This window comes from Syntrophorhabdaceae bacterium (assembly GCA_036504895.1).
Taxonomy (GTDB): domain Bacteria; phylum Desulfobacterota; class Syntrophorhabdia; order Syntrophorhabdales; family Syntrophorhabdaceae; genus PNOM01.
In genome coordinates this window covers 1-25,487 of the sequence record DASXUJ010000074.1, presented here as the reverse complement: position 1 = coordinate 25,487, position 25,487 = coordinate 1, and the positions used below count along the sequence as shown (strand labels likewise).

25 protein-coding genes are annotated in these 25,487 nt (G+C 53.7%); 22 read left to right on the top strand and 3 right to left on the bottom strand.

Annotation, left to right across the window (positions count from 1 at the left end):
* From VGJ94_10300 to VGJ94_10290, 3 genes are all read right to left on the bottom strand, one after another.
* The coding region (locus tag VGJ94_10300) for a FeoB small GTPase domain-containing protein (protein HEY3277001.1) at positions 1-538 on the bottom strand (538 nt) is incomplete at its 3' end.
* Positions 535-762, bottom strand: a complete 228-nt coding sequence (locus VGJ94_10295) for a FeoA family protein (protein ID HEY3277000.1) — start codon at positions 760-762, stop codon at positions 535-537. The genes VGJ94_10300 and VGJ94_10295, both read right to left, overlap by 4 nt.
* Complete coding sequence (locus VGJ94_10290; protein HEY3276999.1) at positions 759-1,103, bottom strand: FeoA family protein; 345 nt, start codon at positions 1,101-1,103, stop codon at positions 759-761. The genes VGJ94_10295 and VGJ94_10290 overlap by 4 nt, the downstream gene beginning before the upstream one ends.
* 544 nt (positions 1,104-1,647) lie before the next feature.
* On the opposite strand from VGJ94_10290, the gene VGJ94_10285 reads away from it, so the two are divergent.
* The 22 genes from VGJ94_10285 to VGJ94_10180 form a co-directional block, all read left to right on the top strand.
* A complete protein-coding gene (locus VGJ94_10285; GenBank protein HEY3276998.1) occupies positions 1,648-2,190 on the top strand; it encodes a cupin domain-containing protein in 543 nt (180 codons plus the stop codon).
* A 95-nt stretch (positions 2,191-2,285) separates the two neighbouring features.
* Entirely contained in the window at positions 2,286-3,776 is a 1,491-nt protein-coding gene (locus VGJ94_10280) for an aldehyde dehydrogenase family protein (protein HEY3276997.1), read from the top strand.
* 148 nt (positions 3,777-3,924) lie between these two features.
* Positions 3,925-5,007 carry a TRAP transporter substrate-binding protein DctP gene (dctP, locus tag VGJ94_10275; protein HEY3276996.1) on the top strand — a complete coding sequence of 361 codons (1,083 nt, stop codon included), beginning with the start codon at positions 3,925-3,927 and terminating at the stop codon, positions 5,005-5,007.
* Positions 5,008-5,016: 9 nt separating this feature from the next.
* Positions 5,017-5,511: a TRAP transporter small permease gene (locus tag VGJ94_10270; GenBank protein ID HEY3276995.1), complete on the top strand. Its 495-nt coding sequence runs from the start codon at positions 5,017-5,019 to the stop codon at positions 5,509-5,511.
* The gene (locus VGJ94_10265; protein HEY3276994.1) at positions 5,508-6,815 is read left to right on the top strand and encodes a TRAP transporter large permease; all 1,308 of its coding nucleotides are present in this window, start codon (positions 5,508-5,510) and stop codon (positions 6,813-6,815) included. The genes VGJ94_10270 and VGJ94_10265 overlap by 4 nt, the downstream gene beginning before the upstream one ends.
* Before the next feature lie 27 nt (positions 6,816-6,842).
* Entirely contained in the window at positions 6,843-7,316 is a 474-nt protein-coding gene (locus VGJ94_10260) for a (2Fe-2S)-binding protein (protein HEY3276993.1), read from the top strand.
* A complete protein-coding gene (locus VGJ94_10255) occupies positions 7,285-8,121 on the top strand; it encodes an FAD binding domain-containing protein (GenBank protein ID HEY3276992.1) in 837 nt (278 codons plus the stop codon). Before VGJ94_10260 ends, VGJ94_10255 begins: the two co-directional genes overlap by 32 nt.
* Positions 8,121-10,277: a xanthine dehydrogenase family protein molybdopterin-binding subunit gene (locus VGJ94_10250; protein HEY3276991.1), complete on the top strand. Its 2,157-nt coding sequence runs from the start codon at positions 8,121-8,123 to the stop codon at positions 10,275-10,277. Before VGJ94_10255 ends, VGJ94_10250 begins: the two co-directional genes overlap by 1 nt.
* Positions 10,278-10,302: 25 nt before the next feature.
* Positions 10,303-11,448, top strand: coding sequence for an amidohydrolase family protein (locus VGJ94_10245; protein HEY3276990.1), 1,146 nt, complete (start codon positions 10,303-10,305; stop codon positions 11,446-11,448).
* Positions 11,449-11,483: 35 nt separating this feature from the next.
* A complete protein-coding gene (locus VGJ94_10240) occupies positions 11,484-13,010 on the top strand; it encodes a ferredoxin family protein (GenBank protein ID HEY3276989.1) in 1,527 nt (508 codons plus the stop codon).
* 109 nt (positions 13,011-13,119) lie between these two features.
* Entirely contained in the window at positions 13,120-13,935 is an 816-nt protein-coding gene (locus VGJ94_10235) for a hypothetical protein (protein ID HEY3276988.1), read from the top strand.
* Between the two features lie 3 nt (positions 13,936-13,938).
* Positions 13,939-14,511, top strand: coding sequence for an amino acid synthesis family protein (locus VGJ94_10230; GenBank protein HEY3276987.1), 573 nt, complete (start codon positions 13,939-13,941; stop codon positions 14,509-14,511).
* Between the two features lie 182 nt (positions 14,512-14,693).
* Positions 14,694-16,970: an outer membrane protein assembly factor BamA gene (gene bamA / locus VGJ94_10225; protein HEY3276986.1), complete on the top strand. Its 2,277-nt coding sequence runs from the start codon at positions 14,694-14,696 to the stop codon at positions 16,968-16,970.
* Positions 16,971-16,982: 12 nt separating this feature from the next.
* Positions 16,983-17,525: an OmpH family outer membrane protein gene (locus VGJ94_10220; GenBank protein HEY3276985.1), complete on the top strand. Its 543-nt coding sequence runs from the start codon at positions 16,983-16,985 to the stop codon at positions 17,523-17,525.
* A complete protein-coding gene (lpxD, locus tag VGJ94_10215; protein ID HEY3276984.1) occupies positions 17,522-18,553 on the top strand; it encodes a UDP-3-O-(3-hydroxymyristoyl)glucosamine N-acyltransferase in 1,032 nt (343 codons plus the stop codon). The genes VGJ94_10220 and lpxD overlap by 4 nt, the downstream gene beginning before the upstream one ends.
* On the top strand, positions 18,546-18,974 hold the full coding sequence (fabZ, locus tag VGJ94_10210) for a 3-hydroxyacyl-ACP dehydratase FabZ (GenBank protein ID HEY3276983.1): 429 nt from the start codon (positions 18,546-18,548) through the stop codon (positions 18,972-18,974). The genes lpxD and fabZ overlap by 8 nt, the downstream gene beginning before the upstream one ends.
* Before the next feature lie 67 nt (positions 18,975-19,041).
* On the top strand, positions 19,042-19,815 hold the full coding sequence (gene lpxA / locus VGJ94_10205; protein HEY3276982.1) for an acyl-ACP--UDP-N-acetylglucosamine O-acyltransferase: 774 nt from the start codon (positions 19,042-19,044) through the stop codon (positions 19,813-19,815).
* Complete coding sequence (locus VGJ94_10200) at positions 19,806-20,732, top strand: Gfo/Idh/MocA family oxidoreductase (protein HEY3276981.1); 927 nt, start codon at positions 19,806-19,808, stop codon at positions 20,730-20,732. Before lpxA ends, VGJ94_10200 begins: the two co-directional genes overlap by 10 nt.
* Positions 20,710-21,873 carry a lipid-A-disaccharide synthase gene (gene lpxB, locus VGJ94_10195; protein HEY3276980.1) on the top strand — a complete coding sequence of 388 codons (1,164 nt, stop codon included), beginning with the start codon at positions 20,710-20,712 and terminating at the stop codon, positions 21,871-21,873. The genes VGJ94_10200 and lpxB overlap by 23 nt, the downstream gene beginning before the upstream one ends.
* Positions 21,857-23,620 carry a lipid A export permease/ATP-binding protein MsbA gene (gene msbA / locus VGJ94_10190; GenBank protein ID HEY3276979.1) on the top strand — a complete coding sequence of 588 codons (1,764 nt, stop codon included), beginning with the start codon at positions 21,857-21,859 and terminating at the stop codon, positions 23,618-23,620. The genes lpxB and msbA overlap by 17 nt, the downstream gene beginning before the upstream one ends.
* On the top strand, positions 23,613-24,146 hold the full coding sequence (locus VGJ94_10185) for a lysophospholipid acyltransferase family protein (GenBank protein HEY3276978.1): 534 nt from the start codon (positions 23,613-23,615) through the stop codon (positions 24,144-24,146). Before msbA ends, VGJ94_10185 begins: the two co-directional genes overlap by 8 nt.
* Before the next feature lie 118 nt (positions 24,147-24,264).
* On the top strand, positions 24,265-25,487 hold a 1,223-nt coding region (locus VGJ94_10180), incomplete at its 3' end, for a glycosyltransferase N-terminal domain-containing protein (GenBank protein ID HEY3276977.1).

The window sequence follows — 25,487 nt, the reverse complement described above, 5'->3', positions numbered from 1 at the left end:
CGAGAGCGGCTTCGATAAGATCCTTGAGCCCTGTTCTTTTCGTCGCCACAGTCGGTATTGCACGGACACCCAGCATCTCTTCCAGGGCCTTCACGCGTATGGTATAGCCTTTTTGTTCCGCTTCATCGTAAATGTTGAGGGCAATGACCATCGGGATATCGAGCTCCATAAGCTGCACCGTAAGGTAAAGGTTTCTTTCGAGGTTCGTGGAATCGACCACATCGACGATCACATCGGGTCTCTCACGGACCAGGTAATCGCGGGCAACGATCTCCTCCTCCGTGTAAGGGCTCAGGCTGTAGGTTCCCGGAAGATCGACGAGGTTTATTCTTGCCCCGTCGTATTCCAGAAAGGCGGACTTTCGCTCCACCGTAACCCCCGGCCAATTTCCCACATGGAGCCTCGTGCCTGCCAATGCATTAATGAGCGTTGATTTCCCTGCGTTGGGGTTTCCCGCCACAGCGACATTTATAACTGGTTGCCTGCCGGAAGAAGGACCCGTCTCCCGTTCTTCCAAATTGAGGGCAATCGGGCTCATTCCCCCACCTCCACTAAAATCCCTTCCGCCTCTTTCTTCCGCAAAGAAAGACGGTAGCCCTTGATCATCATCTCGAGCGGATCGCCGAGGGGTGCGATCTTTTCCAGTTTAATCTCTTCACCCACCAAAATGCCCATATCCATGAGCCTTCTCTTTAAGGGACCGGTGGCTGCAATACCGGTGATCCTTGCCCTTTCCCCCTTTTTGAGGGTGGAAACATTCATAGTGTCCTCCTTTTTACGAGAATTCTCATGGCCGTGCCGCGGCTCATGGCGATGCGCGATTCGTCAACTTTCACGAGGAGCAGGCCGCCCATCTCATTACTGAGGATACGCACCCATTTTCCCTTCCTCAGACCCATATCTTCCAGGCGGGAGAGGCCGTCACGGGCGGCCCCGCCTTCTGAAGGAGATTGGGGCTCCTTCTTCGAGGTCTTTATGTCCATGATCTCTGCGTCATCGCCCTTCTTCAGGAGCCCGAGAGGGATCATAGCAGGCACCCCCCGGTCGCCGGACCCGCCTCCCTGAAATCCCTTCTGCGGTCCGGTCTGGACCTTGTGTCCCATGCGGCCTGTTCCATTTCTTTCCTCCTCCCTATCCAAAAGAGATGACAATGCAAATGACAATCATTATCATACAACCGATAAAAAAATATGGGATCTGCGTTGAAATGACGATTGTCCCTTACAACGCTAATGATAATCATTATCATGATGCGAGCAAGGTGTCAAGCAAATTCCGCAAAAATATATATTTTGGAAGGGATGGTTGTGATACTTGGCAAATCCTCAGTTTCAGTACAAACCCCTTTTCTCGCCATCGACAAACCGGATAAGCTGCGGAAGAAAGCGTCTCTTCCGCCCAACAGGCGACACCACCGGTTGGACGCTCTCCGGGCCGCAGCGCCGAGAGTATTTGGCCGGCCAGGCACATCGCAGTCATTCTCAATTCACGCGCCTTCATCCGGTTTTATCCGAAGTTGTCTGCGGCTAAACAGGGTGATAGAGACTGTGGCCTTACGATACTTGAATCATTTTTCTTGACATGAATTAAATTCTACTTAATAATTTAACATATATTTACGGTTACCCCGTAAGTAACGGGAGATACATGGATATAGGGCAAAAAGTAAGACAGCTCAGGGTGAGGAGAAGCTTGAATATCAGGGAGCTTTCGGACCTTGTGGAATGTACCCCCTCCTTAATATCGCAGCTCGAGCGCGGTAAAACAGACCCTTCGATTTCGATGCTCAAGAAGATCGCGAAGGCCCTCGACGCCAATATCACCGATTTTTTTATGGAAAACGTGGCCCATGACGACATTGTGACCGGCGCCAAAGACCGGGTGGACATTCAACTCAAACGGTGGGATGCCCATATTCAATCTCTCGTAAAGAACGTGACGAATAAGAAGATGCAGCCCTTTTTCACGGTCATCAGGCCTGGTGGAGGCTCCCATGGCCTCTACTCTCATGAAGGCGAGGAATTCGGTTATATTCTAAGCGGCGAGCTTGAGCTTATCCTCGATGAAAGGGTGCATAAGGTGCGGGCCCAGGAGAGTTTCTATTTTTCTTCCCAGATTCCCCATAACTGGGGCAATACCGGGAAAGAGGACGTAGTGGTGATTTGGGTTATTACGCCGCCCACGTTCTGATTTATAATTCACGCGGGATTGACGAGGAGCGATGCAGGGCTCGCGGATTTAAGGGGCGACCGGCTCCCGGGAACGTATAAAAGAAGGAGGATTCGATGGCTTTATTGCCTGAGGTAAGCGCGCATTACGGGAAACTGAAACAGTATATCAATGGTAAATGGGAGGAGCCTCTGTCGGGCGCCTATTTTGAGACCACAAATCCGGCGACGGGTGAAGTCATAGCGGAAGCGCCGGTCGCCTCATCGGAAGAGGTGGAGCGGGCCATCGCTACCGCTCACGAGGCGTTCAAGAAGTGGAGAAACGTACCCTTCAGGGACCGGGCAAAAATGGTTTTCAATCTCAGGGAGACCTTTGCCCGCCATCACGAGGAGCTGTCGAGAATTCTCGTGCAGGATCACGGCTGCACGATCGATGAGGGCCGTGGTACCATATCGCGCTGCATGGAAAATATAGAAGCCGCGGGAAGCGCCCTCTACAGCGTCTATAAAGGGGAGCACGTGGAGCAGCTCGCGAACGGTATAGACTGTTATCTCGTGAGGGAGCCCATGGGCGTTTTCCTTATTATCACCCCTGGAAATATCCCCATGCATGCATGGTCTTCCTTCGTGCCCTACGCCCTTGCGTGCGGCTGCGCGGTGATCGTGAAGCCGAGCCGCCAGTGCCCGGTTTCGGCGGATGCCATGTTCAGGATGCTCGATGAGACGGGGTTCCCTCCGGGCGTGGCCAACCTCCTCCACATGGGTCCCGAACGGGAGCTGAACAAGGTGATCCTCTCCGATCCCAGGGTGAAAGGGGTGGGGCTCATCGGCTCGACAAGGGTGAGCAAGGAGCTTTTCGAGCTCTGCGGAAAATACGGGAAAAGATCTTCATTGAACGGCAACGGGAAGAACTACATCGTGATCATGCCTGATTCCAAGCTCGACGATGCGGTTCAGTACGTACTGCGCGGCTGCTTCGGCATGACCGGCCAGCGCTGTCTCGGATCGGATAACGTCGCCTTTATCGGAGATGATGGAAGATACGAGGAATTCAGGGATAAATTGATTGTCGCTGCCAGGGCCATGAAAATGGGTTACGGACTCGACGACACCGTAGAGATGGGCCCCCTCACCACCGGGGAAGGTAGAAGGAAGGTCATCGAATTTATCGAATCGGGCCTCCAGTCCGGGGCGAAGCTTCTCCTTGACGGCCGGGACGTAAAGCCCGCGGGTTACGAGGGCGGATATTTTATGGCGCCCACCATTTTCGAGGGTGTGACCCCCGAGATGTATATCGCGAGGGAAGAAGCTTTCGGTCCAATGTGCAACCTTCTCCGCGCCACGGACCTCGACCAGGCGATAGGCTGGATCAATGGCACGAATTACGGCCATTCCGCCTGCATCGTGACGGAGAGCGGAAAGGCTGCCCGGAAATTTATCAGGGAGTGCGAGGTGGGCAACGTGGGCGTGAACGCGGGTATCCCGCAGCCCTATGCATTTTTCGGCCTCGGCTCGAAAAAGGATTCCTTCTACGGCAATTCCAAGTCCAGAATGGACTCGGTAAAGATGTTTCTGGATGAAAAAACGGTTACTCTGAGGTGGGTATAGGGAGGGTCTCCGCGGGGAGAGGAATTGAACAGCACTTCGGAAGAATAAAATCCGATGATTTCATCTCCCGGTGGAACTGCAAAATGGTATACTGTGGGGGCTGGTCAAACGCTGCGTAGAGAGCAGCAACAAAAAGGAGGAGAGTGCAATGTGTCAAGAATGTGAAGACCTCAGCAGGAGGAATTTTCTGAAGAGTGCCCTAATCGGCGGGGCGGCGGTGGGAATGGGTCTTTTCGACCATGACCTTCTTCTGGCGCAGAACACCAACCTGAAGTTCAGCACCTGGCACCCACCGGTAAGCCGGGAGGTGAGGACCGTCTGGACCCCCATGCTCGAAGAGGTGAAGAAGAAGAGCGGCGGGAAAATGGCATATACCATGTATGCCGGAGCGGCCCTCGGCAAAGGACCGGAGCATTTTGACATCGTGGCGAAAGGCCTCTCCGACATGGGCTATTTCACGGCCACATGGACCCCGGGGCGGTTCCCCCTCACCGACGTGCTCTCACTCGCGGTCTGGGTTGACGGCAAGGATGTGGCGGCAGATATCGGCAATGCAGTCTACGCCCGCGCCCTGAAAGACGAATTCAAGAATGTAAAAGTCCTCGAGCTGAACGGCTGCATCCAGTCCTTCATATGGACGAAAAAGCCCGTCTCGAAGATGGCTGATCTCCGGGGCATGAAGCTGAGATCACCGGGCGGACATCAGACCAACTATATCAAATCCCTGGGCGCCGAGCCCGTCTTCATGCCCCTGGGAGATGTGTATATGGCCATGGAAACGGGAACGGTGGACGGCATCGTCACCTGTCCGCCCCTTATCCTTGCCTACAAGCTCTTTGAAGTTGCCAAATATGCCACGGTCCTTACCTTCGGGTGCGTTTCGGAAGGCACGGTAATGAACATGAACAGTTGGAACAGGCTTCCGGCCGACCAGAAGAAGATCGTCGAAGAGGTCTGCACGAATCCTTTTAAAGCAACGGGCGGCCTCGATAAAGGGGATTACCAGGTCATCATGAAGGACATCCAGAAGGCAGGGGTCAAGCTCATCGACCTTCCGAAAGCGGAGGCCGACCTCTGGTATAAGAGTTTTCAGGATGTGACGAGAAAGTGGGTCGCCGACCTGGAAGCGAAGAAACTGCCCGCAAGAAAGGTCGTGGCCATCATGAACGAGGAGTGCGAAAAACGAAAGGTCAACCTGGTGGCATGCCCGCCGGAGTTCAAGAAAATCTAGGAACGGGGTATGGGCGCTTTCAAAGCTTTCAGGACGGTTGTCGAACGAATTATCAGATTTTCAGGCACGGTGGGGATGATATTCGTCATCCCCCTCATGCTCATCACCACGGCTGATGTGGTGGGAAGGGGTTTTTTCAATAAGCCCATCGCAGGCACCTTCGAGCTTTCGGAATATATGCTGGCCATAATAATCCTGCTGGGCACGGCCTACACCCAGCACGTGAAGGGCCACGTGGCGGTCGATTTCCTCACCTCCCATTTCAACAGCAGGACCCAGCGGATATGCCAGGTTCTCACCATGTTCCTGAGCCTCTTTATCGTGACCCTCCTGGTGTGGCAGGGGTTCAAGCTCGGCATGGAGGAGACGGGCGTCACCGATCAGCTGAGGATTCCCCGGGCGCCTTTCAAGATGCTCGTGGGCGTGGGCGGGGCGCTCCTCTGGCTCCAGCTTCTCTTTGATTTCATCGATTCAATCGCACAGTTCAAAAGGAGGGTTTCGTGAGTCCCGTCACTATTGGCATACTCGGCTGCGCCCTGCTCATGGTCCTCCTTTTCCTCGGGATGCCCATCACCTTCGTCATGATGTTCGTGGGCTTTATCGGCATATGGTCCCTTTCGGGGCTCGACGCCGCCCTCCCCATCATTGCGAGCACCCTTTACGAGACGGCCGCCCACTATCCCTTCACCATCATTCCCCTATTCGTGCTCATGGGCGGGTTTGCGGACAACTCGGGTATCACCACCAGGCTCTACGATACCTTTGACAAATGGTTTCGAAGGCTTCCCGGAGGGCTCGGGATCGCGACGATCGTGGCCATCGGAGGATTTTCGGCCATCAGCGGATCGTCGGTCGCCACGTCCGCCGCGTTTGCAAAGACCGTCATACCGGAAATGAGGCGATATAATTATAGCCCCATGTTTGCAGGCGGCATCGTGGCGGCGGGCGCGACCATCGATTTCCTCATACCGCCGAGCATCGGCTTTGTCGTCTACGGGATGCTTACCGAGCAATCCATCGGAAAGCTCCTCATCGCGGGCATGCTCCCCGGCATCCTGCTGGGCCTGTTCTTTATCGCCATCATCGTGGGCTGGGTGAAGATAAACCCGGCGATCGCCCCCATTCCCGAGGGAAGGGTCGGATTCAAGGCGAAGATCCTGGCCCTCTGGGGTATGTGGGAGACAATACTCGTTTTTCTCATCACCATCGGCGGCATGTATCTCGGATACGTGAACCCTACCGAGGCGGGCGGCATAGGCTGTATCGCGCTCCTCGTCATCACCCTCCTTAAGAAGGAGCTTACGTGGAAACAGTTCGTGTCGAGCCTCTACGAGACTACCAGGGTCACGTGCATGGTAATGTTCCTGGTTGCGGGAGCGAGCCTTTTCAGCTATTTCCTCGCCCTTTCCACCATTCCCGCGGCGGTTTCCGCGTTTATCGGCGCACTGGGCGTGTCGAAGTACATGGTCCTTCTCATTGTGGTGGCGATCTACCTCGTCCTGGGGTGCTTCCTCGACGCGGTCTCCATGATGGTCCTTACCATGCCGGTGGTCTTCCCCCTCATTGTGGGGCTGGGGTTCGATCCAATATGGTTCGGCGTGATATGCGTGCTTATGATGAATGCGGGTCTCATCACCCCGCCCGTGGGCCTCAATGTCTATACTATTGCGGGGATCGTGCGGGATGTGCCGATGAAGGACATCTTCAAAGGCGCCACGCCCTTTCTCATCGCGATCTTTGTGACCACCTTTATATTGACCCTATTTCCCATAATCGCGACCATACTGCCGGCGCAAATGGGACGTTAGGCGGCGTGTGAACGCCTGCAAGGAATTATGAAAGATATCGGATTTATCCTCAACGGCAAAGAGGTGACCTCCCGGGTGGAGGATACTGAGACGCTCCTCCACACATTAAGGGAAAGGTTTCTTCTGAAGAGTGTGAAGGAAGGCTGCTCAATCGGCGAATGCGGGGCGTGCACCGTGCTTATCGATGATGAGCCCCATTACTCATGTCTTACCCTCGCCGAAAAAGTGGACGGCCGGGATGTAAAGACTGTGGAGTTTTTAGGGGAGGAGAAGGCCCTTCATCCTCTTCAGAAGGCCTTTATCCATTCCGGGGCGGTGCAGTGCGGCTATTGCACTCCCGGGATGCTCCTCACGGCCTACAGTCTTCTTAAGAAGAACAATAATCCCGATGATGGGGATATCAGGGAAGCCATAAGCGGGAACCTGTGCCGGTGCACAGGATACATTCAAATAATAGAGGCCGTGAAATATGCTGCCGGAATTCTCAACTCAGAGACCTGAAACCAAAGAAGTAGCCCTTACCCTCTTGAGGGACCTTAAAGACGTAAAAGTCCTCGCGGGAGGGACGGACCTTCTCGTCCGGATGGGCAGGGGCTCGGTCCACGCCCATCTGATGGATATCGGCGCCCTGGCCGATCTCGATTGCATAGAGCATGGGAACGGGACCCTCCTGGTCGGTGCGGCAGCCACCCACCGGAAGGTGCACGAAGATCATCTCGTGAGGACCGAGGCCAAAAGCCTTTCCCTGGCGAGCGGTCTCGTGGGCTCGCCTCAGATAAGGAATATGGGCACCATCGGGGGCAACCTCGTGAACGCGTCGCCCGCGGCTGACAGTATCGCCCCTCTTCTCGTGCATGATGCGAAAGTGGTTCTCGAGTCGGAGGCAGGCTCGAGGAGGGTGGCGCTGGAGGAGTTTATCGTCGCCCCCTACAAGACATCGATCAGGGACGACGAGCTTCTTACCCGCATAGAGATCAAGTCGTGCGAGGGTTACAGGGAAGGGTACAGGCGGGTTGCGAAGCGGGCCGCGTGGGCCATATCGCGCCTTTCAGTGGCCTGGGCGATCAAGGAGGAGGCCGGCAGGTTCGTCGAGGTGCGCCTGGCTATCGGCTCCTGCACTCCCATACCCTTCAGGCCGAAAGATGCGGAGGCCTATCTCGCAGGCAAGGAAAAGGGCGGGCAGGCTTCGAGGGTCGCCATCGATATGATCGTTTCAGGAATACGACTCGCGAGCGGCGAGAGACCTTCTTTTGTGTATAAGATACCGGTCCTCGAAGCGCTGCTTGATGAGATATTAAGAGGGTAATGATGCATGTAGGTCAAGACGCGGACAGAATCGATGTGCTGGCAAAAGTATTGGGCAGGCCCATATTTTCGGGCGATCTCGATATGCCGGGCATGCTCCATGGCTACATCGTCAGATCGACGCGGCCCCATGCCGAGATCCGGGGCATAGATGCAAGAGAGGCGCTGGCCTTCCCGGGCGTGGTGAGGGTCATTACCTCGGCGGACATACCCGGTGAGAACTCCTACGGCATCATAAAGAAGGACCAGCCTTTCCTCGCGCAGGGCCGGGTCCGGTTTACGGGCGAGCCGATCCTGATCGTGGTAGCGGAAACGGAGGAGATTGCTCGCAGGGCCGGGGAAAAGATAAAGGTGAAATACGGGGAGATCGGAGCCGTCTTCGACCCCTTTTCCGCAGGAGACGGCTCAGTGCAGATTCATGACGGAGGCAACCGCCTGTGCCTTCGCAGGCTCATCAAGGGCGACAGCGAGAAAGGTTTTCGTGAATCCGACTGCGTGATCGAGCGAACCTTCCGCACCACCTGGGTGGACCATGCGTTTCTGGAGACTGAATCGGGTATAGGGTGGATCGACGAGGCCGGCAAGTTGGCGGTCTGTTCCTCGACCCAGAATACCCATTATAAGAGAAAGGAGATATCCCGCCTTCTCGCCATGCCTGAAGAAAGGATCAGAGTGATTCAGGCTGCAACGGGCGGAGGTTTTGGCGGTAAACTCGATGTAACCGTGGAAGGCTTCATTGCCCTTGCCGTGCACCTTACCGGAAGGCCCGTTGCCGTCCGTTACACGAGGGAAGAGAGTTTCCTCTCGAATACGAAAAGGCATCCCCTTCATATCGAATATAAAACTGGATTTACCAAGGAAGGGCGAATTGCGGCGGTGAGCGCGCGCATTACGGGAGACACGGGACCGTACATCTCTTACGGAGAAGTAGTCTGTCTCAGGGTCGCGGTTCACGCGGCAGGGCCTTACGACGTGCCCAATGTCTCGGTGGAAAGCAGGATGTTCTATACGAACAATCCGGTCGCGGGCGCCATGCGGGGGTTCGGAGTACCTCAACTCGCCCTTGCCCACGAATCCCAGCTTGACGAGGCTGCCGGTATCCTCGGCATAGACCCCCTCGACATCCGGATGATAAACGCCCTTAGGAAGGGGTCTCTGACCGCATCCTCCCAACTCCTCTCCCATAGTGCCGGCCTTCCGGAGACACTGAAGAAGATCGAGCCCTTCTGGAGGGGGCGGAGGAAGAGAAGCGAAACTACCGGTTTCGGCCTCGGATGCATGTACTATGGAATAGGCAATACAGGGGTCTCCAATCCCTCGAGTTCTTATCTGAGGCTTACGGAAGAGGGTAAGATCGCGCTCCATTCAGGGGTCTGCGATATCGGCCAGGGCTCCGATACGGTGCTCTGCCAGATCCTCTGCGAAACTCTCGACATCAGCCCCCGGGACGTGGTGCTGCCGCCGTGCGACACCGACATCTCACGGGACGCGGGTTCTTCGTCGGCGAGCCGCCAGACCTACATATCGGGCAGGGCGGTCTATGAGGCTGCGCTCAAGGCGAGGTCTTTTCTTGAGGCCCAGGGGTTTTACTCGGGGAAAACCTTGAAAGATATATATGAATCCGAAAAAGAGAAGGCGCCCCTGCTTTTCGAGGGCTATTTCGATCCCCCCACCACGGGCGTGGATAGCGAGACCTCTCAGGGGGTCCCCTATGCGACCTATGGCTTCGCGACTCAGATGACGGAGGTCGATGTGGACAAGGCAACCGGCGAGTGCCGGGTAGTCCGAGTCCATGCCGCCCATGATGTGGGCAGGGCGATTAACGTAAGAAACGTAAAGGGCCAGATTTACGGCGGCATTGCAATGGGCATGGGACTCGCCCTTATGGAGGAGTTCATTCCGCGAAAGACGAAATCCTTCGACGACTACTACATACCGACCTCCATGGACATGCCTGAGATCGAGGTCTTCCTCGTGGAAGATGAGGAGCCCACCGGCCCGTACGGGGCGAAAGGCGTGGGAGAGCCTGCGTTGATCCCTCAAGCCGCCGCCATTGTCAACGCGATACGGGATGCGACAGGGGTAAGGATGAATGAGCTGCCATGCGATCCGGAAAGGCTGAAGATCGCAATGGAAAAAGAAGGGTCGGAGAGATAAGAAAACCATAAGGAGGGCTCGTCTGATGGGGACATTGGCAATCACGAATATCGGTGCAATTTTTACCGGCGACATCGGGAATCCTCTCATCGAGGGACCGGTTTCAATTTTAGTCAAAGAGGGTTTGATCTCCGAGATAGGAAAAGGCCCCTTCGAGGCGGACAAGAACATTGACGTAAAAGGGATGACCGTCTGTCCCGGATTTATCGATTCCCATGCCCATCCTGTATTCGGGGATTTCACCCCGCGACAGAACATGATCGGCTTCATAGACAGCAGCCTCCACGGCGGCGTGACGAGCATGATATCCGCGGGCGAGGTCCATCTGCCCGGGAGGCCCACAGACCCTAAGGGGACCAAGGCCCTCGCTCTTCTTGCCCACAAATCATTTGCCAAACTGAGACCTCAGGGCGTAAAGGTATACGGAGGCGCGCTCATACTGGAGAAGGGCCTGAAGGAAGATGACTTCAGGGAGCTCTCCGAAGACGGTGTCTGGCTTGTGGGTGAGATCGGCCTGGGGAGCGTGAAGGAGGCCTCCGAGGCCCGGGTCATGGTCGACTGGGCTAAGAAATACGGCATGAAGGTGCTCATGCACGTGGGAGGGACCTCGGTGCCCGGAAGCTCCACGGTTACGAGCGAGGATGTACTGACCGCCAATCCTACCGTGGCGTGCCACCTCAACGGAGGTCCCACATCGGTTTCCCTCGAAGAGGCAAAGCGGGTGATGAGCCGCACCGGATGCGCGATCGAGATCGTCCACTGCGGGAATCCCTTGATGGCGAAGGAGATTACCGATGCCGCAAAATCTCTCGACATGCTTCACCGGCTGATCATTGGAAATGATGCGCCTTCAGGGACGGGAGTCGTTCCTCTCGGTATATGGCGGATGGTCAATTTCGTCTCCGCTTTGTCCAATATACCCGCGGAGATCGCGGTATGTTTCGCCACGGGGAATACGAAAAGGACCTTTAACCTCACCCACGGCCTCATAAAACCGGGTGACGACGCGGATATGCAGATAATCGATGCCCCTATGGGCTCGGTGGGGAAAGATGCGAAAAGCGCCATAGAGGCGGGGGATATCCCCGGTATTGCCATGGTGCTGATCGACGGCATCGCGAGGACCCAGGTGAGCAGGAATACGCCGCCGCCGGTTAGGAAAATAGGGTAGGGAAGAAACTCTTTTTTGCCCCATCGGAGCTTCTTATGAAAATAGATCTCGAAAAATGCAAGGGGTGCGGATTCTGCGAAGAAGTCTGTCCCCTCGGAGTGATCACTATCGATGACCGCAAGGTCGTGATACACGAAGGCTGCGTGGACTGCAAGTCATGTATGAAGGTATGCCCCCATGATGTGCTCACGCCCGCGCCGGCCGAAGAGGGCGCGAAATGCATGTCGTGCCCTATCATGTGCACTATTCCCGAAGGGTCTCGCGGCGCCTGCATGCGGTACTCCAACAAAGGCGGCGAGATCATACGGGAAGGTCGGCTCCATACCTATGAGGAGATCGAGGGGCTTCTCAGGACGGGCCATGACGACGGAAGCATAGGCAGGCCTCTTATTACCGGCATCGGTTCGGGCACCACTTATCCTGATTTCAGGCCTTCTCCTTTCATAGTGAGCGGGGTACGGGACGGGATAGACGTGGTCACCGTGGTCACGGAGGCCCCCCTCAGCTACAGTGGGGTGAAGCTGAAGATCGATACGGACCTCTACCTTGGAGAAGAGAGCAGGAAAGTGTATGTCCGGAGAAAGGGAAAACGGCACGTGGGTCACCTCTGCACTGAAGAGTATGGATCCAAGATACTCTCTCTCGGGGGCGTCAATATTCTCACCTCGAAAGACGGAATGTTTGCCGCAAAGGTCCTTTTCGAGTTCCTGAAGGGCAAAGAAATCAAGCTTGAAGTCGAAAACGGCTCTACCCTCGAATTGACCCTTGGCCAGCCGCCGAAGGTGAACGGGAAGTCGGAGGAGCATATGAGGGTCGGCTGCGGAAGCGCGGTGTCGGGCCTCTTCGCCCCTTATATGGCGAAGGCCGCCGATGAGGTGATCGTCCTTGACGGCCACATCACCGGCCTCTTCAGCGAGCACCCGTCAGGGAAATACCTGAAGAAGACGAGGTCCGCCGTGACAATAAAGGGGAGAAAGAGTACGGACGGGCGGTACTTCCTCGACAAAGGGGCCGGCTGGGGTGGGACCGATGTGCAGGAGCCTCTCGATGTCATAAAGGAGATAGACGCGGAAAAGCGTGTCGAAGGCATGACCCTTCTCATTACGGAGACCACGGGGCGGAAGGCTGTCTTCTACCGGATGAGAGACGGCCGGTTCATGGAAGAGCCCCTCACCGAGGAAGCCTCGGCATTTCTGGAGACCCTGAGAGATTCGTGCGAGGCTTCGAGGGTGAGCGCCGTATTCGCGGCGGGAGTGGGCGGCTCCGCCCGTGCCGGAGTGACGAAGAACCCTATCAAGCTCACTCGGGCGGTGCACGCGGGAAAAGTCGCGATTTCCATCGGTGGGGCAAAACCCTTCATCTTTCCGGGGGGAGGAATAAACTTTCTCGTCGATGTAGAGGAGATCAAGCAGGGAAGCATCTATCTCTCTCCCACTCCATCTTTTGTAATTCCCGTGGAATACACGATGAGCCTCGAAACGTTCAAAGATATCGGGGGCCACATAGATGCTATGAGGCCGGTGGAAGAGGTGGTGAAATCAAAAGGGGAAAAGGAACAATAATCTTCTGCCTAAGCACACACACGAGGCTCAAGAGACCTGAATCTATTAATCTCACGGATACAGGACGTCGCGCGAACCGGCGGCCTGCCCTATTTCATAATGATTCCTGATGTATATTGAGGTCGGTCCTGCGAGTATTGTAGTAACGGGTGAAAAAGAAGGCGGCAATTTCGATTTCGATGAAGAGGAGATAAAAAACCTGCTGGGCAGGATCCTCCTGGACGTCGGGGCGAGCCTGCCTGTTCTGAAGCAGAAGGGTTACAGGATCATGAACCCGGATAGAATGCCCCGTGTTGCGCGGAAGATGGTAGCGGCGGTGCAGGCGATCGACGGGCGCTCCCTTACCCCGATGGCAGCGGTGGCAGGTGCGGTGGCTGATGCTCTGAGGGAGGCTCTCAGCAGCAAAGGCCTTGATTTTATTATGGTCAATAACGGAGGAGACATATCATTCTATAATGCCCAAAGAAAAACGATCCGTGCAGGCGTGCGCGATATCATGGGGGGAGCGGAAGTCCCTCACATCCTCGAGATCGAAGGGATTATGGAATGCGGCCTTGCGACGAGCGGGTTTGGGGGCCGGAGCTTCACCCTCGGCCTCGCCGATATGGCGACCGTATTAGCCGTGAATGCCGCCGTTGCCGACGCGGCGGCGACTTCTATTTGTAATGCGGTTAATGTGGAATCGGATAAAGTGGTGCGGAGGAAAGCGGCAGAGATAGACCCGTCCTCCGATATCGCCGACGAATGGATCACCGTAAAAAGGGGCATCCTTGACGAGTCCCTCGTCAAGAGGGCACTGGAGAAAGGCCTTGCATGGGCTCAGGCGCTGAAGGACCGGCAATCGATTCTCGATGCGGTAATAAGGCTCGGGAATCATTCGGTTGCCACTTCAGGCGGTAAAAAATATATTTCGATTCGGAGGTGATCGATGGAGATCAGGAAACTCGTAACGATCGTGGAGGACATATTTGCCGACGGCAGTAAGAAATGCGAGAAGTCAGTCAGAAAGGTAGCGGCTATCGCCGTCATCAGGAACCCCTGTGCGGGAGAGTACAGGGAGAATCTGGACGAATTGGTGGACAACGGGGAGGAATTGGGCAGGCTGCTCGGCGAAAGGGCGGTAGCGGCCCTTGAGGGTAGATCCCCGGAGAGCTATGGCAAGGCAGCCATCGTAGGAGAAAAGGGCGAGATGGAGCATGCAGCCGCGCTGCTCCATCCGAAGCTGGGCACCCCGTTGAGAGACGCGGTAGGCGGCGGAAAGTCGATAATCCCGTCGGTGAAGAAAATGGGCAGAATGGGCGATGAGCTGGATATCCCGCTCCATTTCAAGGACGCTGCCTTCGTCCGTTCCCATTTCGACGGAATGACCGTCTCCGTGAATGACGCTCCTAAAACGGATGAGATTCTCGTTGCCGTCGCCGTCACGGATGGCGGACGGCCCCATCCCAGGGTGGGAGGCTTGAAGAAGAATGAGGCCAAAGGAGAGGACGGTCTCCGGTGATCCTCCGGAGGTCTGCCCCTCCGGGCGGACCTCCCCGCCTGTACCGCACGCAGGAAAGGCACTTAATCGCATACAGGCTTTCGGCCCGCCCAGCCCACGTTCTGTCTTTTTAGCTTTACAATGAGGCATTTTTTTGTTAGTTTTCCTAATTGTATGAATTTGCCCGATAACGTAAAAACTCTATGACATTCCTCAATTTGACGAAAAGTTTTATTGTCGCGGTGTCTTTATTTCTCTTTTTGCCCGCTCAGTGCCTTTGGGCCCAACAACAGGCCCCGAAAATAGCCAAGATCGAAGTGACCGGTAACGAGAGCGTCGATAAAGGTTTTGTGCTGAATGCGATAAAGACGAAAGAGAATGATCCCTACGACCTTGACAAAATCCGGGAGGATATGAAGAGTGTCTACCGGACCGGTTTTTTCAGTGACGTCCAGATCGACGAAAAGACAACTGAGGCGGGAAGAATAATCACTTTCGTAGTGATCGAACGGCCCCCGGTAAAAGCGATTTATATCACGGGCAATAAGAATATGAAAACCGCCGATATACGGGAAAAGCTCAAAATAAAGTCGAATACCGTGCTCAACATAGAGAAGGTCAAAGAAAGCATGGACGAGATACGAAAACTTTATTCGAGCAAAGGCTACTATGCGGCTAAAGTCAACTATGAGATCAGTTACGAAGAAGGTTACCAGGCGACGGTAAGATTCCTGGTTGATGAGCCCGAAAAAGCAGCCGTGAAAAAAATAACTTTTACGGGGATAAAGGCATTCAAGGCCGACAAATTGAAATCATTCATGAAAACCCGGGAGAAAGGCATCCTCTCCTGGATTACCGGTTCGGGCATTCTGGACGAGGAAGGCATAGAGGACGACAGGAAGCGGTTGGAAGCCTTCTATCACGATAACGGATACGTGAAGGTGAGGGTCAAAGTACCTGACGTGACCGTGTCAAAAGACGGGAAAGCCATAACCATCGATATACCTATTGAAGAGGGTGACCTCTACAAGACCGGCACCATCAGTTTTACCGGCGATATGCTCTATGAAGCTGATTTCTTAATGAAACATTTGAAGACCAAAACCGGCGATACCTTCAGGGCAACGGCATATCAGGACGATATCGTCATCCTTACCGATGCGTATCAGGATAAAGGCTATGCCTTCTGCGAAGTCACGCCCCTTACCACCATAAACGAAGAGACCCGCACCGTGGACCTGACCTTTGATTTTTCCAAAGGGAAAGCCATATTTGTAAACCGGATCAATGTGTTCGGAAATGTGAGGTCCCGCGATAAGGTCGTGAGGAGAGAGCTGAGATTGGCTGAAGGCGATCTCTATTCTTCCTCCAAATTGAAAAGAAGTCGTCAATTACTCGTAAATACCACCTATTTCAAAGATGTAGATTTAAAAATCGTGAAAACCGAGGATCCCGAGAGAATCAATCTGGACGTGCGTGTGGAGGAGAAGCCGACGGGCACGCTCAACATGGGTGTGGGATATAGCACTACCGAGAGCATAATCCTGTCCGGGTCGGTATCTCAGGAGAACCTGCTGGGAACGGGGAGGAAGGCATTTCTGACTGCGGCCATCGGCGGCATCACGCAGCAGTTCAGGCTTACTTTTGTCGATCCCTACATATTCGATAAGAACCTTTCAACCGCCTTGAGTGCTTATAATTTCAAGCGGATTCTCGATCATTACGATTACAGCCAGTTTGGGGGGAGCGTTCAGGCGATGAGACCCCTCACGGATTTTATAAGGGGCGGGTTGAGATATCGCTATGAAACCACCACTGTATCGAATATTGATCTTTTTGCAAGCGATACCATCAAACAGCAGGCAGGCACGAAGGCGACAAGCAGCGTAATGGTGAACCTCCTTAATAATACCATTGACAACATCATGAACCCTAGCCGGGGTGTAAGGTCGGAAATATCTTACGAATTGGCGGGCGGTCCTTTTCTCGGTGACAACTATTTTCAGAAGGGCGTCGGGTTCTATGGGCGATATATACCGGCAGGGTTTCTGGACAGCACGTTCTTTGTAAGGGGGGTGGCCGGTATACTCAGGCCCTATGGAGGCAAGGATTTACCTATTTATGAAAAATTCTATGTAGGAAGTATAAACACGGTAAGAGGTTTTAAATACGGATATGCGGGTCCCAGGGATCAAAATGGGGACCCGGTGGGCGGTGAGAACCAGTTATATTTCAATTTTGAATGGATATTCCCCATATATCAGCCCGCGGGCATTAAAGGTGTACTCTTTTTTGACATAGGCCACGCGTTCGATGACAGTGCCGGTTGGCTTTTGAGCGGCGCCAAGAAGAGTGCCGGAGTTGGACTCCGATGGTTCTCGCCCATGGGGCCCATTCGGATTGAAGTAGGGTTTAATCTTAATCCCCAAAGCGACGAACGGGGTAGTGTGTTCGATTTTACAATGGGTTCACAGTATTAAAGAGGAGGAATCATGAAGAAAATATTATTTATCGCAGCGGTGACGATCAGTCTATTCCTGCCTATGGCAGCTCTAAGCCAGACGTTGAACATCGTGTATGTCGACCTGCAGAGAGTCATGATGGAATCGGACAAGGGCAAAGAGGCAAAAAAGACCCTTACCGATGAGGCGGAGCGGCTGAAAAAGAGCCTGGACACAAAACAGGATGAGCTGCAAAAAATGAAAGACGCCATGGAAAAACAAGGCGCTATGATCACCCAGGATGCAAGGATCGAAAAGGACAAACAGTACCAGGCGAAGCTCAAGGATTACCAGCGGGTGGCAAACGATTACCAGAGCGAGCTGCAGCAGAAGGATATGGAGTTTACCCAAAAGATTTTAAAGGATGTAGAAGAGGTGGTGAGGAGCCTGGGTGAGAAGGAAAAATATTCGCTCATTCTCGAGAAAAGCCAGGCAGGCATTCTCTTCGGCGCTACTTCTCTCGATGTAACGACGAAAGTAATAACCCTCTTCAACGATGCCGCGAGAAGGCGGCCCGCCCCTGCAAAGAAATGATGACTTTAAAAGAGATCGCCGAGAATATCGGCGGACTCGTGAAAGGGAACGGAGATACGGCCATAGGCCGTATCTCCGGTATCAATGAGGCTGAAGACGGAGATATTGCCGTCCTTACCAATCCGGCGTTCAGGAAAAATCTGGCGAAATCAAGGGCATCCGGCCTGATCGTGGGGGAGGAGACCAACCTTGAGGACCTGAAGGACAGGAACCTGATCCTCGTCAAAAATCCCTCCCGCGCTTATTTAAAAGTCGCGTATCTTTTTTATAAGCCGGAAGAGAGGGTGAAAGGCATCCATCCCTCTGCGTCGGTATCCGATTGTGCCTCTATCGCTGAGGGGGTCAGCATAGGCGCCTTCGCGTGTATCGAGAAAGGGGCGGTCCTTGAAAAGGATGTAACTGTCTACCCCTTCGCGTATATAGGGCAGGGGGTTGTGGTGGGGGAAGACAGTACCATCTATCCCCACACCACCCTTTATGCCGGGACAAAAATAGGAAAAAAGGTTACGGTCCATGCGGGTACCGTCATAGGCAGCGACGGTTTCGCCTATATGTGGGATGGACAAAGCCATGCGAAAATACCTCAGCTCGGGATTGTCGAGATCGGCGATGATGTCGAGATCGGCGCAAACGTGACCATCGACAGGGCATCCCTGGAAAAAACCAGGATAGGCAAAGGGGTGCGAATAGATAACCTCGTGATGATCGCCCACAATGTCTCCATCGGGGATAACTCGATTATCGTCTCCCAGGTAGGGATCGCGGGAAGCGCGGTGATAGGCAAGAACGTGGTGCTTGCCGGTCAGGCGGGGGTCAAGGACCATGTTACCATAGGGGACAACGTCCAGGCAGGCGGAGGAACGGGCATCACGAGCGACGTCCCGGAAAATTCACTTATTATGGGTTATCCTCATATGCCTCACAAGGAATGGGCAAGGCTCCAGGGTTATCTGAGAAGGTTGCCGAAATTATTCAAAACGATGAAAGGTATTGAGAAAAAACTCCACCTGGAGGATTCAAATGGTTGAGATAAATGAGATCCTGAAGCTTTTACCCCATAATTATCCTTTTTTGCTTGTGGACCGGGTGCTCGAATGGGAGCCCGAGAAGAAGATCACGGCACTCAAGAACGTAACTTTCAATGAGCCCTTCTTTCAAGGCCATTTTCCGGGCAAACCCATAATGCCCGGGGTCCTTATTGTAGAGGCAATGGCACAGGCTGGCGGCGTTCTTGCGTTCAAGAGCTTTCCCGACAAGACGGGATCTGTTTTCTTTATCGGCATCGATAACGCTCGATTCAGAAAACCCGTAGTGCCCGGCGACCAATTGAAGCTTGTCCTTGAGGTAGTAAAGCATAAGAGGGACATATGGGTCTTCGAGGGGGTTGCGACGGTCGACGATGATGTGGTCGCAGAGGCAAAAATCATGGCTATGCTGAAAAAGGAATAGCCCGGCCCGCACCAGGAGTTCGCAGCCGGTTAAAGTACTCGAATTTATCGCGGATAAGGAGAAGATATTGATAGATTCAACGGCAATAATTCACAAAAATGCGGAGATCGATCCGGAGGCCCATGTAGGGCCATATTGTGTCGTGGAACAGAAAGTGAAGATAGGCAAGGGGACCACCCTCCTGTCCCACGTAGTCGTTCAGAAAGGCACCACCATAGGCGAAGGATGTACTCTCAGCCCCTTTGCCTCGATAGGAGGCCCTCCTCAGGACGTATCCTATAAGGGGGAAGAGACTTCCCTTGTTATCGGCGACAATAATATGATTAAGGAATACGTGACCATAAACCGCGGCACGGAGCACGGCGGGGGCGTCACCACGGTGGGAGATAATAATTTCATTATGGCTTATGCCCATATTGCCCATGACTGCAAAGTGGGAAATCATATAATCATGGCGAACTGCGCGACTCTTGCCGGTCATGTGGAAATCGCCGATTACGTGATATTCGGGGGCCTTTGTGCGATTCACCAGTTTTGCCGGGTAGGGCAATTCGCCTTCATCAGCGGGGTCACCGGAGTACCTAAGGATGTACCGCCTTTTGTCATCGCGGCAGGCGATCGGGCGAAATTATATGGATTAAACGTGGTCGGTCTGGAGCGGCGTGGTTTCACAAAAGAAGAGATTACCCATTTAAAAAGGGCTTACCGCATAATTTTCAGGTCGTCCCTGCCTCTCAGCACATCCCTCAAGATCGTGCAGGAGGAGTTTTCGGAGGAAAAGGGGCGCGTCCAAGACCTGATCGATTTTATTAAATCTTCCAAGAGGGGCATATGTCGCTGAGAATCGCGCTCATAGGCGCGGGCCATATGGGCAGAATCCATCTGCAGAAACTGGCTGCCATGGACGGGGTGACGGTTTCGGGAATAGCGGATACGGACCGGGTGAGGGCAGCCGAACTCTCCGAACAGTACGCGCTCCCTTTTGTCGATGATTACCATGCATTGCTCGGCAACTCCGACGGTGTGGTCGTCTCGACGCCCACTGAAGCGCACTATGAGATCGGGAGAGCTTTTCTTGCAGGAGGGGCCCATCTTTTCATGGAAAAGCCGATCACGTCGGAGACGTCCCAGGCCCGGGAACTGATCCAACTCGCAAAAGAAAAGGGGCTGGTCTTCCAGGTCGGCCATCTCGAGCGGTTCAACCCGGCCTTTACGAAGGCCGCGGCCCTGGTAAAGGCGCCTCTTTATATTGAGACCCGCAGGGTGAGTCCTTTTACGGGCAGGTCTACGGATATCACCGTCATCCTCGATCTGATGATCCACGACATCGACCTGGTCCTTTCTCTGGCGCGCAGTCCTGTGAAAGAGGTGAAAGCCCAGGGTATGGCGTTCGTCAGTGAAAAGCTCGACATGGTGAATGCGCGGCTTGAATTCGAAAACGGCTGTGTGGCGAACCTCACGGCAAGCCGGGTGGCGAGCGAGCGCGAGCGGACCGTGGCGGTTTTCGAGGGTCGGCGATATTTTTGCGCGGACCTTATGGAGGGCAGGCTCACGACCGCTTCCACGGATGAGAAAGGCGGCATGGAGACTGTCGTGTACGAAGGTCTTAAAGGTGATGCCGTTAACCTCGAGCTTATGGAATTTATGGCAGCCATAAGAGGAGAGGCCAAGCCGAGCGTCACGGGCGAGGACGGGCTCAACGCCCTGGTGCTCGCAGACCTCATCGATCAACACATTGATAAGCGACGCTCAATCTAGGGATTTCAACAACAAAATTCTCCTCATTGCAGGCGAGCTTTCGGGCGAAATCCATGCTCTTCGCCTGGTGCAGGCGATCAGACAATCCCTGTCAGCCGAATTCACTGGAATAGGCGGCGCGAGACTTGCGGAAGAAGGCGTGAACATCATCTATGATTACAAAAACATCTCTCTCACGGGGTTGAGCGAAGTTGTCACGAAGCTCAAGTATATCAGGGAGGCATACCGGACGCTGAGGCGGCATATGGCGGACGAACGGCCATCCCTCCTTATTCTCGTCGATTTTCCGGGATTTAATTTAAGAGCAGCCCGCCTCGCCAAAGAGTACAATATCCCTGTGGTTTATTTCATTCCCCCTCAGATCTGGGCATGGAGAAAATCACGGATTGCACAGATAAAGAAATATGTGGACAAGGTAATCTGCATTCTGCCGTTCGAAAAGGACCTTTATGAGCGGCACGGTATTGATGTCACCTACATCGGCCACCCCTTTGCCGCTTCAGTGAAACCAAGTATGGAAAAGGCGGAATTCCTCCGCATGGTAGGGGCCGATAAGGGTTCCCCCCTGGTCACCCTTATGCCGGGGAGCAGGACGAATGAAATCGAAAAGCTGATGCCCCTTATGGAAAAGGTGGCGGAGCAATTGAAGAAATCATTTCCCGGGATCAAGGCGCTCCTTCCGGTTGCGGAGAATCTGGACGATATGCTGATCCGAAAGTACCGGGGGAACGAGACCATTATTCCTTTCAAAGGCCGCTCCCACGACGCACTTGCCGCCTGCGACATTGCCATAATGGCTTCGGGAAGCGCCACGCTGGAGGCCGCCATTCTCGGAGCGCCCACCATAGTGGTGTACAAGATATCCGCCCTTTCTTACGCCGTCGCGAAGATGATCGTAAAGGTCTCCCACATCAGCCTGCCTAATATCATTATGGAAGAGGAAGTCTTTCCCGAATTTATTCAACGCTTAAAAGTTGAGGATATTGCGGAAAAGGCGATCTATATGTTAAAAAATGGAAGAAAATCCCTTCAAGGGAAGACAGAGGAAATAAGAAGGAAGCTCGGTACCTACGATTCTTACGGTATGGCAGGAGAATCGGTGGTCCAATTCCTGAAGGAAAAATATGGCGTTATATCTTAGGCTGCTCGGATTCTTAAAACCCTACCGCGTGAAGCTCGTTTTTGCCATGGTCTTTATGGCACTGGTGGCGGGAACGAACGGACTCACCGCGTACGTGGTAAAACCTGTCCTCGATAATATCTTCTTCGAAAAAAATGCGGACATGCTCCTTCTCATACCCTTCGGCGTGGTGAGCCTCTATTTGGCCAAGGGCTCCTTCACTTATGTGCAGGCATATCTTATGGGTTATGTGGGGCAGCGGGTCGTCACGGACCTCAGAAACCTCGTCTTCGACCGGCTCCAGCGGCAGCCCCTTTCTTTTTTCGATAAGACTCCCACGGGCGTGAGCATATCGCGAATCATGAATGACGTGACTCTTGTGCAGACCAGCGTATCAGAGGCGTTCACGGCGGTCCTTCTCGATGCCTTCAGTATCGTGGGCCTTATTTTCGTCGTCTTTTACCGGGACTGGAAACTTGCAGTTATCGCCTTCGTTGTCCTCCCCTTCGCTATTTATCCGATTGTATCTTTTGGAAAAAGGTTAAGAAAGATCAGCACCAGGACGCAAAAATCTATAGCCAAACTCACCAATTTTCTTCATGAGACCATCACCGGTCAGAGAATCGTGAAAGCCTTTTCCATGGAAGAATATGAAAATGAACGATTCGGCAAGGAAAATGACGACCTCTTCCGGATCAACATGAAACGACATAAAGTGCGGGCTCTCTCCCACCCGGTCATGGAGCTTTTAGGAGGGATCGCCATGGCAGCGATCATCTGGTACGGGGGCAAAGAAGTAATCTCCGGGAATTCGACGCCCGGCAATTTCTTTTCTTTCACCGCCGCCCTCCTCATGCTTTATGAACCGATAAAGAGGCTCAACAGGGAGAACCATAACATTCAGCAGGGGCTTGCCGCGAGCCAGCGCGTATTCGAGATCGTGGACCGGGAGCCGGAGATCCGTGAAAAAGATAATGCGATCGAAATGGAAAGGGTCCAGGGCGTCATCGAATTCAAAGGGGTCCATTTCCAGTATGATGAAAAAAAGGTGCTCAATGGGATCGATCTCAGGATCAGTAAAAACGAGATCATTGCCGTGGTGGGAAAGAGCGGCGTAGGCAAGACGACCCTCGCAAACCTCGTGCCCAGATTTTATGACGTGACGGAGGGGATGATCGAGGTAGACGGCATCGATGTCCGGGATGTGACTTTAAAGTCCCTGAGAAAGAACATCGCCCTTGTGACGCAGGATGTGATCCTCTTCAACGATACGATCCGGAATAATATCGCCTATGGTGGCATACCTGATGATGAAGGCATCGAGAAAGCCGCAAGAATGGCTTTTGCTCATGATTTTATCCTGAGACAGCCCAAGGCTTACGATACCATGGTGGGTGAAAAGGGGATGCGCCTGTCGGGGGGGCAAAAACAGAGGATCGCCATCGCGAGGGCCCTTTTCAAGAACGCACCGATCCTGATACTCGATGAAGCGACAAGCGCCCTCGACGCGCAATCGGAGATGGAAGTACAGAAAGCATTCGAGAACCTGATGAAGGGGAGGACGACTATCATTATCGCCCACCGGCTTTCCACCGTAATGAATGCCGATAGAATTATAGTCGTGGAAGCGGGATTGATAGTACAGCAGGGGACCCATCAGGAGCTTATATCGTCCGAAGGTCCTTATAGCGACCTTTACGAAATGCAGTTCAGGGATGGCCCCCAGAAGAAGGTGGTAAACTTAGGAAAGAGGGTTCAAAATGTCTAAACGATTGAAGCGTATGCTCATGCTCCAAGTACTGCCGCCGCTCATCTATCTTTTCCTCCTCTTCCTCAGGGCAACGTCGAGGATAGGGTATGTGTACAGCGACTCATTCCGCGCAATCTGGGAAAAAGGCGAGAATGTGATCGTCTGTTTCTGGCATGGAAGGCTGCTCATGATGCCTTTTGCCAATAAAAGAGGTAAAGGGAAGGTACTCATAAGCAGGCACCGGGACGGGGAGTTTATCGCGAGAGTAATGGGATATTTCAACCTCGGCACCATCCGGGGTTCTTACCGGAAAGGCACGGTCTCCTCTCTCAGGGAGATTATCCACGATTTGAGAGACGGTTTTGATGTGGCCATAACTCCCGACGGTCCGAAGGGGCCTCGTTTCAAGGTGAAGCCGGGCATCGTGGAGCTGGCGAAACTTACGGGAAAGCCCATAGTGCCCCTCACTTACGGAGCGTCTAAAAAAAAACTTTCAATTCCTGGGACAGGTTTGTTGTCCCCCGCCCATTTTCAAGGATACTGATAGTCTGGGGCGATCCCATTTTTATTCCCAGAAATGAGACAGCGGAAGGTGTCGAAGCGAAAAGGATCGAGCTTGAGGAGAGACTCGTCTCCCTGACCGAGAAGGCGGACGAAATGGCATGTGCAAAATAATCTACAACCTCCTCATCCATATCTGCCTGCCTTTTTTCGTGCTCTTTGCCCTCACCCGTCCCAAAATGAGGAAAAACCTCCGGGAAAGGCTTATTCCGGACGCTGTTCCGCCCCACATCGCCGGGGCCTTGTGGATACACGGCGCATCCGTGGGGGAAGCGGTAATCGCGGAAAACCTCGCGAACTACATGGATGACCGGGAAAAGACGCAAGATTTCCTCATTACCGTCAATACCTTTTATACGAGAGATCTTCTCCGCGCCAGATCCCATGACCGAAGATGCATCCGGTCCCTTCCCTTTGACCTGCCCTGGTCATTGGGACGTTTTCTCGGCGCCGTCTCTCCCGGGGCCCTCATAATAGTGGAGACGGAGATCTGGCCGAACCTTATATGGATTGCGAAAAAACGGAATATACCTGTCATCATCATCAACGGCAGAATTTCGGATGGAACCCTGAGACAATATAAGCGGCTCTCCTTCTTCATGAAACACGTATTTTCCGGGGTGAGCCTCGTCCTCGCCCAGTCGGAGGAACATAGAGAGAGGTTTATATCTATCGGCATGGACCCCGCAAAAGTGCTCACGGCAGGGAATATGAAATATTACAGGGAACTGAAAGACGGAGCACCCGGCCCTTCCAGGGAAAAGGCGATTACCTTCGGGAGCATAAAAGAGAAGGAGCTTGAAATCCTCCTTCCCGTCATTCGAAAGCTAAGGGAGCGCTTCAGAGAACATCGCATATTTATTGCCCCCAGAGAACTCCATCTTGTTACGGTCCTCGAGGAGCAGTGCGCGGAGTCGTTTAATGTGATGAGGTACTCGGTCTTCAGGGGCCTTCCCGACGCAAGGCCTGAAATCGTCATAGTGGATACAATAGGAGACCTTCCGGCCATTTACGGGAGGAGCGAAATCGCTTTTGTGGGAGGAAGCCTTGCGCCTTATGGCGGACAGAACATGCTCGAGCCCCTGTTTTTCGGAACTCCCGTACTTTTCGGGCCTTATGTGGAGAACTTCCGCGAGATCGCGGCCGAAATAGTCGCGCAGGGCGCCGGGGTCACAGTTGAGAGCGGCGACGAGCTTTTTCAGATTATGAGCAATATTCTTGGCGATCATATGCTTCGGGAGAAAATGGCGCGCGAAGGCAGGGCTATCATTGCCCATCAGAAAAAGGTGATGGAACGTATAGCCGGAGCTGTCAGGGAGGTGGT